The sequence below is a fragment of the Amycolatopsis sp. NPDC004378 genome (assembly GCF_053602455.1).
On sequence record NZ_JBSGDR010000001.1, the window covers coordinates 1,510,590 to 1,520,254 of the forward strand.

The 9,665-nt window shown below is 70.7% G+C and carries 8 protein-coding genes; 7 read left to right on the forward strand and 1 reads right to left on the reverse strand.

Annotated features, from left to right (window positions below):
* Positions 1 to 21 precede the first annotated feature (21 nt).
* The 7 genes from ACWEN0_RS07465 (at position 22) to ACWEN0_RS07495 (ending at position 7,488) form a co-directional block, all read left to right on the forward strand.
* The gene (locus ACWEN0_RS07465) at positions 22 to 552 is read left to right on the forward strand and encodes a hypothetical protein (RefSeq protein WP_451969774.1); all 531 of its coding nucleotides are present in this window, start codon (positions 22 to 24) and stop codon (positions 550 to 552) included.
* A 289-nt stretch (positions 553 to 841) separates the two neighbouring features.
* Positions 842 to 1,480, forward strand: coding sequence for an HNH endonuclease family protein (locus ACWEN0_RS07470; protein ID WP_451969775.1), 639 nt, complete (start codon positions 842 to 844; stop codon positions 1,478 to 1,480).
* Between the two features lie 127 nt (positions 1,481 to 1,607).
* Positions 1,608 to 3,215 carry an ABC transporter substrate-binding protein gene (locus ACWEN0_RS07475; protein WP_451969776.1) on the forward strand — a complete coding sequence of 536 codons (1,608 nt, stop codon included), beginning with the start codon at positions 1,608 to 1,610 and terminating at the stop codon, positions 3,213 to 3,215.
* The gene (locus ACWEN0_RS07480; protein WP_451969911.1) at positions 3,212 to 4,165 is read left to right on the forward strand and encodes an ABC transporter permease; all 954 of its coding nucleotides are present in this window, start codon (positions 3,212 to 3,214) and stop codon (positions 4,163 to 4,165) included. The genes ACWEN0_RS07475 and ACWEN0_RS07480 overlap by 4 nt, the downstream gene beginning before the upstream one ends.
* Positions 4,158 to 4,979 carry an ABC transporter permease gene (locus tag ACWEN0_RS07485; protein ID WP_451969777.1) on the forward strand — a complete coding sequence of 274 codons (822 nt, stop codon included), beginning with the start codon at positions 4,158 to 4,160 and terminating at the stop codon, positions 4,977 to 4,979. Before ACWEN0_RS07480 ends, ACWEN0_RS07485 begins: the two co-directional genes overlap by 8 nt.
* Positions 4,976 to 6,526 (forward strand): dipeptide ABC transporter ATP-binding protein, encoded by a 1,551-nt coding sequence (locus ACWEN0_RS07490; protein WP_451969778.1) that lies wholly within the window; start codon positions 4,976 to 4,978, stop codon positions 6,524 to 6,526. The genes ACWEN0_RS07485 and ACWEN0_RS07490 overlap by 4 nt, the downstream gene beginning before the upstream one ends.
* A 68-nt stretch (positions 6,527 to 6,594) precedes the next feature.
* Positions 6,595 to 7,488 (forward strand): glycosyl hydrolase family 18 protein, encoded by an 894-nt coding sequence (locus ACWEN0_RS07495; RefSeq protein WP_451969780.1) that lies wholly within the window; start codon positions 6,595 to 6,597, stop codon positions 7,486 to 7,488.
* Positions 7,489 to 7,549: 61 nt separating this feature from the next.
* On the opposite strand, the gene ACWEN0_RS07500 is transcribed toward ACWEN0_RS07495, so the two are convergent.
* Positions 7,550 to 9,427: an FAD/NAD(P)-binding protein gene (locus ACWEN0_RS07500; RefSeq protein ID WP_451969782.1), complete on the reverse strand. Its 1,878-nt coding sequence runs from the start codon at positions 9,425 to 9,427 to the stop codon at positions 7,550 to 7,552.
* Positions 9,428 to 9,665 lie beyond the last annotated feature (238 nt).

The window sequence follows — 9,665 nt, forward strand, 5'->3', positions numbered from 1 at the left end:
CAATGACACGGAGGCGGTCGAATGCCCACAATTCGCGCTCTTTATTGTTCTTTTACCCTTGCCGCGGTGTTGTCCGGCGGCCTCGTCGGCGTGGCCGACGCGGCCCCCGCGACGACGGAGGCGACCTGCTCACAGGCCGACTTGCCGCTGCCGGACCCGGCCTGCACGCCCGGCGCGCTGAACCCGGACGTCACGCAGTCGACGATCGGCTCGACCATTTGCGTTTCGGGCTGGACCGCGACGATCCGGCCGTCGACTTCCTACACCAACAAATTGAAGATCCAGGGAATCGCGGACTACGGGTATTCGGACACGAGCCTTTCCGACTACGAAGAAGACCATTTCCTTCCGCTCGAACTGGGTGGCGCGCCGAAGGACCCGAAGAACCTTTGGCCGGAACCGCACTCGGGGAACGAGAACTCCTATTCGAAGGACAGCGTGGAAAACGCGGTGAAGAAGGCCGTGTGCGCGAACCAGGCCACCCTGGCGGCCGCGCAGCACGCCATGCTCACCGACTGGACGACGGCCGAGTCGGTGCTGGGGATCGGCTGACCTGGGCGGACGCGGGCCGGGCGGGTGCACGACCCGCCCGGCCCGCGGTTCGAGGGAAACACCTACTTTAACGTGAAAGGCCTTCAGCGGTCGTCAGCGCGAGACGGACGGGGCTCAGTGGCGAATTCCCAGCTCACGTCCGAAAACTTGGGTATTCCGGCGACCAGTCGCGACAATGAAGTCACTGGGAGTTAACCCAGTCGCGGCATCATGTCACCTATACGTGTTGCATACGCCACTCTCGTGTATCAGGGTTAGTCGTCCCCGCACCTGACACGGAGGCAGCAAAATGCCAACCAGGCGTGCTGTTCGTCATTCCTTTACGATCCTCGCGGCCACGGCCGTGCTCTCCGGGACGCTGGTCAGCGTCGCCGAGGCGACTCCGCCCGGAATCCCGTCCGCCGCCACGGCGAAGACCGAGCTCGCGGCCCTGACCGTCAAGGCCGACGGTTCGCAGACCGGCTACAGCCGGGACAAGTTCCCGCACTGGATCGACCAGGGCAACAGCTGCAACACCCGCGAAGTGGTGCTGAAGCGCGACGGCACGAACGTGCAGACCGGCTCGGACTGCGCGCCGACGTCCGGCAGCTGGAAGAGCCCCTACGACGGCGCGACCTGGACCGCCGCGTCCGATGTGGACATCGACCACGTCGTCCCGCTCGCCGACGCGTGGCGCACGGGGGCGTCGTCGTGGACGACGGCGCAGCGCCAGGCGTACGCGAACGACCTCACCGACCCGCAGCTGATCGCTGTGACGGACAACGTCAACCAGGAGAAGGGCGACAAGTCGCCCGACCAGTGGAAGCCGCCGCTGACCAGCTACTGGTGCACCTACGCGAAGATGTGGGTCGCGGTGAAGTACAAGTTCAAGCTGACGATCAACACCGCCGAGAAGAGCGCTCTGACGGACATGCTCGGCCGCTGCTGATCGCTGTCAAGGGCAAATCCCTGCGGTGCCACGGTTTGGGACCGCGGTTCGCCTGCTGGGACGGCCTTCAGCGCGGAACTAGCGTCGCTGGTCGAAGACGCAACCGCTCCCCGCTGGAGGCCGTCCGGTGTCCCCCTTTTCCCGCGCCCGCAACGCCGCGGCCCTGCTCACCCTGCCGATCCTGCTGACCGCGTGCGCCGCCGCCGGCACCGAACAGGCCGCTTCCGGCCCGCCGAAACCCGGCGGGACGCTGCGCCTGGGCATCTCGTCCGCCCCCGACTGCATCGACCCGCAGCAGACCGCGACGAACGCGTCCATCAACGTCGCGCGCCAGCTCGTCGACTCGCTGACCGACCAGGACCCGAAGACCGGCGAGATCAAGCCGTGGCTGGCCGAAAAGTGGGAGATCAACGCCGATTCGACGGCGTTCACCTTCCACCTCCGCCCGGGCGCGACGTTCTCCGACGGCAGCCCGGTCGACGCCGCCGCCGTCAAGACCAGCTTCGACGGCATCAAGGCCCTCGGCACGAAGGCCCAGCTCGGCTACGGCTACCTCGCCGCGTACAAGGCGTCGACGGTGGTCGACCCGCGGACCGTGCGCCTCGAGTTCTCCGCGCCCAGCGCCCAGTTCCTGCAGGCCAGCTCGACGATGTCGCTCGGCGTGCTCGCGCCGGCCGCGTTCAAGCAGACGCCGGAGCAGCGCTGCCAGGGCACCGGCCTGATCGGCTCCGGGCCGTTCGTCTTCGAGAGCCTGAAGCAGAACCAGGAGATGGTCCTGGCCAAGCGCAAGGGCTACGCGTGGGGCTCGTCGCTGTTCAAGCACCAGGGCGAGGCCTACCTCGACAAGATCGACTACAAGATCGTGCCCGAGCCCGGCGTCCGCACCGGCAGCCTCGCCTCCGGCCAGCTCGACGCGGCCACCGACATCCAGCCGGTCGACGAGCCGCAGTTCAAGGGCAACGGCTTCAGCGAGAACATCCGGCCGAACCCCGGCGTCGTGTTCAACCTGCACGCCAACACCACCCGCGGTGTGCTCGCCGACGAGAAGGTCCGCCAGGCCGTGCTCAAGGGCGTCGACCGCAGCGAGGTCGTGAACACCGTGCTGACGGCGAGCTACCAGCCCGCCACCAGCATCCTCGGCTCGGCGACGCCGCTCTACGAAGACCTTTCGCAGCAGCTCGCGTACGACCAGAAGGGCGCGGCCGCGCTCCTGGACGGCGACGGCTGGGTGCCCGGCCCCGACGGCATCCGCGTCAAGAACGGCCAGACGCTCAGCGCGTCCGTCGTGTTCTCGCCGGTGTTCAACCAGAACCGCAGCGTGCTGGAGCTGGTCCAGCAGCAGCTCCGCAAGATCGGCTTCGACCTGCGGATCGAGCAGCACACGACGGCCGAGACCACGCAGATCCAGCTGTCCGGCAACTACGACTTCCTCTGGTACAACGTCACGCGCGCCGACCCCGACATCCTGCGCGGCCAGTTCTCCACCAAGGCCGGCAACCGCAGCAAGCTCGCGCCGGGCAACCCCCTGGACGTCGCGCTCGACGCCCAGTCGTCCACTGTGGACAAAGCCAAGCGCAAGCCGTCGGCCGACGAGGTCCAGAAGCTGATCGTCGACCACGCCTACGCGATCCCGGTCTTCGAGCTGACGCAGGTCGTCGCGCTGAGCTCGCAGGCGCACGCCGTCGACTTCGAGGCGTCGTCGCGGCTGCAGCTCTTCGACGCGTGGCTGTCGTGAGGCGCTATCTGCTCCGGCGCGTCGGGCAGGCGGTGTTCGTGCTGTGGGCGGCGTTCACGCTGTCGTTCCTGATCCTCTACCTGCTGCCGGGCGACGCCGTTTCGGCGAAGCTCGCCAGCGGGGAGGCGGGTTCGTCGGCGACGCCGGAGCAGCTCGCCGCCGCCCGCGCGGAGTACGGCCTCGACTCGCCGTTGCCCGTCCAGTACGGGAAACGGCTGGTCTCGGCGTTGCACGGCGACTTCGGCAAGAGTGTCACGACCGGCGACGACGCGACGCACATGGTCGTCACGGCGTTGCCGCCGACGCTCGCGGTGACCGGGCTGGCGCTCGTGTTCGCGGTGGTCTTCGGCGGCGGCTCGGCGTTCCTCGGCACGTTCACGCGGTTCCGCTGGCTGCGGCAGGCCCTGCTGTCGCTTCCGTCGCTGGCGATCTCGCTGCCGCCGTTCTGGGTCGGGCTGCTGCTGATCCAGTTCTTCTCGTTCCGGCTGCGGCTGCTGCCGGCGCTGGGCACGCAGGGCTTCGCGACGATCATCCTGCCCGCGATCACCCTCGCGCTGCCGACCGGCGCGATCATCGGCCAGGTGCTGGCGAAGAGCCTCGCGACCCAGCAGGAGGAGCCGTACGCGGAGATCGCGGCGGCCAAGGGCGCGAGCCGCTGGCGTGTCCACTTCGGACACCTGCTGCGGAACGCGGCCGTGCCGACGCTGACCGTCGCCGGCGTGGTGGCGGGCAACCTCGTCGCGGGTTCGGTGATCACCGAGACGGTGTTCTCGCGCGACGGCGTCGGCCGGATCACCGCGGCCGCCGTCACCGCGGAGGACGTCCCGGTGGTGCAGGCGGTGATCGTGCTGGCCGCGCTGGTGTTCGTGGTGCTCAACCTGGTCGTCGACCTGCTGTACCCGCTGCTCGACCCGCGCATCGCCCGGACGCCGGAGGTGGCCCGTGGTTGACCTCGACCGCCGCTTGCACCGGAAAGTGGCGCCCGGGCTGACGCTGGCGGTGGCCGTACTGGCGTTCGTGCTGCTCGCGGCCTTCGTGCCGGGCCTGCTGACCGGGTACGACCCGATCACCGGCGTCCCCGTGGAGCGGCTCCAAGGCCCTTCGCTGCACCACCTCTTCGGCACCGACGAGACCGGCCGGGACGTCTACGCGCGCGTGATCCACGGTGCGTCGCTCTCGCTGCGGGCCACCGCGATCGCCGTGCTCGTGGCGCTGGTCGCGGGCTCGGCGCTCGGCCTGCTGGCCGGGTTCCGCGGCGGCTGGCTCGACACGGTGATCATGCGGGTCGTCGACGTCTTCCTGGCCATCCCGCCGATCCTGCTGTCGTTGGCCCTGGTCACGGCCCTGGGCTTCGGCACGACGAACGTCGCGATCGCCGTCGGCATCGCGAACCTGGCGTCCTTCGCGCGGGTCATGCGCGCGGAGGTGCTTCGCGTGCGAAACGGCGTGTTCGTCGAGGCCGCGCGGGCGTCCGGGGTGCGCTGGTCGGGGGTGTTGCTGCGGCACGTCCTGCCGAACGCGGCGGGCCCGGTGCTCGCCCTGGCGACGCTCACCCTCGGCACGGCCGTCCTCGAGGTGTCGGCGCTCAGCTTCCTGGGCTTCGGCGCGACGCCGCCGACGCCGGAGTGGGGCTCGCTCGTCGCGGGCGGGCGGAGCTTCCTGGCCACGGCCTGGTGGATGACGACGTTCCCGGGCCTGACGGTCGCGGCGGTGGTCCTCGCCGCGAACCGGCTGTCCCGCGCACTGGACGGAGGAGACCGATGACCCTGCTGCGGATTTCCGGGCTGGCCGTGTCGTACCAGGGGGTCCCGGCCGTCCGTGACGTCGGGTTCGACGTCGGCGCGGGCGAAGTCGTCGCGGTCGTCGGCGAGTCGGGCTCGGGCAAGTCGACGACGGCGCACGCGGCGATCGGCCTGCTCCCGCGCGGCGGCCGCGTCGACGGCGGTGCGATCACCTTCGACGGCCGGGACCTGCTGGCGCTGTCCGACAAGCAGTGGCGCTCGGTGCGCGGGCGCGAGATCGCGCTGGTGCCGCAGGACCCGGCGGTGTCGCTGAACCCCGTGCACCGGGTCGGCGACCAGGTCGCGGAGGTGCTGCGGATCCACGGCTTGGCGGACCGGCGCACCGCCTCCGTACAGGCCATCGAGCTGCTCGAACGCGCCGGCGTCCCCTCGCCGGAACTGCGCGCGAAGCAGTATCCGCACCAGCTGTCGGGCGGCCTCCGGCAGCGGGTCCTGATCGCGTCGGCGCTGGCCGGACGGCCGAAACTGATCATCGCCGACGAGCCGACGTCGGCCCTCGACGTCACCGTGCAGCGGCGGATCCTCGACCACCTGACTTCCCTGGCCGCCGAGTCGGGTACGGCGATCCTGCTGATCACGCACGACCTCGGCGTCGCGGCTGATCGCGCTTCGCGGATCGTGGTGCTTTCACAGGGTTCGGTCGTCGAGGAGGGCTCGTCGGTCGTCAGCGCGCCGACGCACCCCTACACCCAGCAGCTCCTCGCGGCGGCGCCGAGCATGTCGAGCGCTTCACGGCCACCCGCACCGGCCGCCGAGCCGCTGGTCACGGTCCGGGACCTGGCGAAGACGTTCGACGGCGGCATCCGCGCGGTCGACGGCGTCTCGTTCGACATCCCGCGCGGCCAAACCCTGGCCCTGGTCGGCGAGTCCGGCTCAGGCAAGTCGACGACGGCGCGCATGGTCCTGCGGCTGGAAACGCCGTCGGCGGGCTCGGTCTCCTTCGACGGCGCCGACATCACGTCGCTCGCGGGGCCGGAGCTGCGCCGGCTGCGGCGGCGGATGCAGATCGTCTACCAGAACCCGTACGCGTCGCTGAACCCGAAGTTCTCGATCGAAGACGTCGTCGCGGAACCGCTGCGGGCGTTCGGGCTGCCGCGCTCACGGGTCCCGTCGCTGCTGGACCAGGTGGCGCTGCCGGCGTCGGTGGCCCGCCGGAAGCCCGCGGAGCTGTCGGGCGGCCAGCGCCAGCGGGTGGCGATCGCCCGGGCCCTGGCCCTGCGGCCGGACCTCGTGGTGTGCGACGAACCGGTGTCGGCGCTGGACGTCTCCGTGCAGGCCCAGATCCTGCGGCTGCTGGCGGACCTGCAAGCCTCGCTGGGACTGTCGTACCTGTTCATCTCCCACGACTTGGCGGTGGTCCGGCAGCTGGCGGACCAGGTCGGGGTGATGCGCGACGGCGCGCTGGTGGAGCTGGGCCCGGCGGCGCGGGTGCTGGAGGCGCCGGAGTCGGAGTACACGAAGGAGCTGCTGGACGCGATCCCGGGACGGTCCGCGCAGGGCGTCGGCTAGGACAGAAACCGGACAGGATCGACGGTGCGTGCTTTCCCCACCACCCTCCGCGACGTATGGTCTGGACCATGCGGAGGATCGGCGTGGCCTTCGTGGCCTTGGTGCTGATGATTTCGGGTGCGGTGCCGGCTTCGGCCGCCGCCGGGCGCAGGGTTGTCGTCTACTACCAGACCATCTACGACGGCTCCGCCTACGTCTCGCCGCTGCCGCTGCGGGACGCCGGGGCCACGGATGTCGTCGTCGGGGCCGTTCACCTCGACGCCAACAGCGTCGTGCACCTCAACGACGATCCGCCGGACGCGAGCAAGTTCACGAGGATGTGGCAGGACCTCGCCACGCTGCGCGGCCAGGGCGTGCACGTCCTCGCCTTCGTCGGCGGGGCCGCCGCGGGCAGCTTCCAGCGGCTCGAAACGCAGTTCGACACCTACTACCCGTTGCTGCGGAACCTGATCCGGGCGTACTCGCTCTCCGGCATCGACCTCGACGTCGAGGAGCACATGTCGAACACGGCCCTCACCAAGGTCATCGACGCCCTGCGCGCCGACTTCGGCAGCTCGTTCCTGGTCACGCTCGCCCCGGTGGCGACCGAGCTGAGCGGCGGCGGTGGGCTCTCGGGCCTCGACTACGACGCGCTCTACCGCGACCGCGGCGGCCAGATCTCCTGGTTCAACACCCAGTTCTACTGCGGCTGGGGCTCGCTCTCCAGCACGTCCGGCTACGACAGCATCATCCGCCGCGGGATCGTGCCGGCGAGCAAGGTCGTCGCCGGGACCGTCACCAACCCGGCCAACTGCAGTGGTTACGTCGCCATGTCGACCCTCCAGTCGACCGTGCGCGGCCTCAAGGGCGAGTACGCCGACTTCGGCGGGATCGACGGCTGGGAGTACTTCAACTCCCTGCCCGGCGGGACGTCGGCGCCGCAGCAGTGGACGCAGCAGATCGCTCCGGTCGTGACGGGCTGACCGGCGGTCGGCGCCGCGAAAGCCGTGGTGGGCGACGAAATCCGGATCCCCCGCGAGCTCGTCAGCCGGGCGGGTTGACCAGGGCCAGGATCTCCCGCGCCACGGCGTCGTTCTGGCGGAAGGACAACGCGTTCGTCCGCGGTCGCGTGAACGCCGCCGCCGAGCGGGCGCTCGTGTGCGGTCCCACGGCGAAGCGGCGCGGGTGCGGGCGGCCCGCGCCGTCCAGCAGGCGCGAGTCCGACACCCGCGTGTGGATCCGGCCCGACGGCAGCAGCGCGCCGGACACCGGGTCGGCCACCGTTTCTTCGGCCAGCTGACCCGCGTCACGCAGCTGCCGCAGCAAGCCGTCGGCCGCGCGGGTCACGCTCGGCCCGGGCAGCCGCGCCTCGACCAGCGTCCGTGCCGTGACCGTGCCCGGGAAGCTCGCGCTGGACGCCGCGAAGACGCCGTGCTCCGCCGTCACCCGCATGTCCGCACCGGCGAAGGAAACCACGCCGGCTTCGTGCAGCGCCAGCAGTTCTTCGAGGCGGCGCGGCGGCGGACCGCTGGCGTAGTAGGAAAAGAACCCGTGGAACCAGCCGTCCATGTCGGACACCTGTGACGCCGCGTCCAACCGTCCTTTTTGGACCAAAGTCGGCAGCTGGCCGTACACCGAGAGCAACGCCATGAACGCGCCCAGGTCGGCGCTGAACCCCTGGTCCGCCCGGCGCGCGAGGTCGGCCTCGACGTACTCCCGCAGCTCCTTGCCGAACTCCTCCGCCGAGCCGAATTCGCGGCCGTGCAGGGGCCGGTCCAGGCGGTCGAGGTCGAGGCGGTCGGCGTCGGCGGGCACCGCCCGCGCGACGAGGTCGCGCATGCCCGGTGAGTCCCACGCCAGGTCGGCGAAGGCGTCGGCGAACACGGCGAAGTCCAGGCGCACCCGGTCCGGGTGGCCGGTGAACAGCTCGCTGTAGTAGCCCCAGGCCAGCTCCTTGGCGATCAGCGGCCAGACGTCCGCGCGGAAGTCGAGGGCCGCGCCGTCGAGCTCGTCCATGGCGTAGGCGTCGAAGAACCTGGGCAGCCGCAACGGTTTCCCGCGCAGCCGGTAGCCGATCTTCGCGTGGTACGGGACTCCGCGCCGCGAGCCGACGTGCAGCACCGGCTCGGCGCCGCTCGGGTGGTAGCGCAGGCCGCCGCCGTCGAGCTCCTCGAACCGGCCACCGCGGCCCTCGGTCAGCAGCAGCATCAGGTCGACGAACGCCAGCCCGAACCCGCGCACCAGCACGGTTTCGCCCGGCGCGACGCCGGAGTAGTCGACGTCGGCGGTGTACCCGGCCGGGTAGTACGCGAGCCCGTGCCGCGCGGCGAACGTCGCCAGCTCGCGCTCGCGGTCGTCCGGTTCCGCGTCGAGGTGCCCGACGGTGAACACGACGGCGTCGGCGCGGACCGACGAACCGTCGGACAGGCTCACCACGCATTCGTCGACCCCGGTCGCGCGCGCCGCGTGCTCGACGACGCCGACGTCCCCGGGCAGGTCGCCGAGGACCTTCCGGTAGACCCACGTCAGGTAGGCGCTCTGCAGCCGCCGGGTCGGGAAGTCGAAGCTGTCCAGCGCGGCCAGCTCGGCGACGACGTCCGGCGGCACTTCCGCGTCGAGCTCACCACCACGCACCTGGCGCGCCCACTCCAGCAGCGTCGGCCCGCGGCGCACCGGGCCGGCCATCTTCACCGACTCGTCGGTGAACATCGTGACGTCCTCGGGCATGGAGTTCATCCGCAGCAACGGCGACTGGTCGTAGCGCCACACCCGGCCGGGCCCCGGCGGGAACGGGTCGATCAGGTGCACCTCGAGCGGGCGGCCGCCCAGCAGGTCCGCGTTCGCGCCGAGCCGCTCGAGGACGCCGACCCCCCGGGGTCCGGCGCCCACGACAGCGAGGGTGAACGGCGCGCGCTCGGCCATGCGGCCGAAGCTACGCCGGGGCTCCCGACCAGGGCGTCCGTCCCATACTCCGGAATTCCGGGAATAAAACCAAACAGTCCACCGCGCGGCGCCGAATGCCTTCGGCACACCGGCGGGAGGAGCGGATTTGACCTTCGTCCACCTAGGGCGTGTCCTGTAAGCGGTTGAGCTGGACCTCTGGTAGTTGTGCCCGGTGGTTGGTCGCGGTGAGTTGACGGAGAAGGCGTGGGCGGTGATC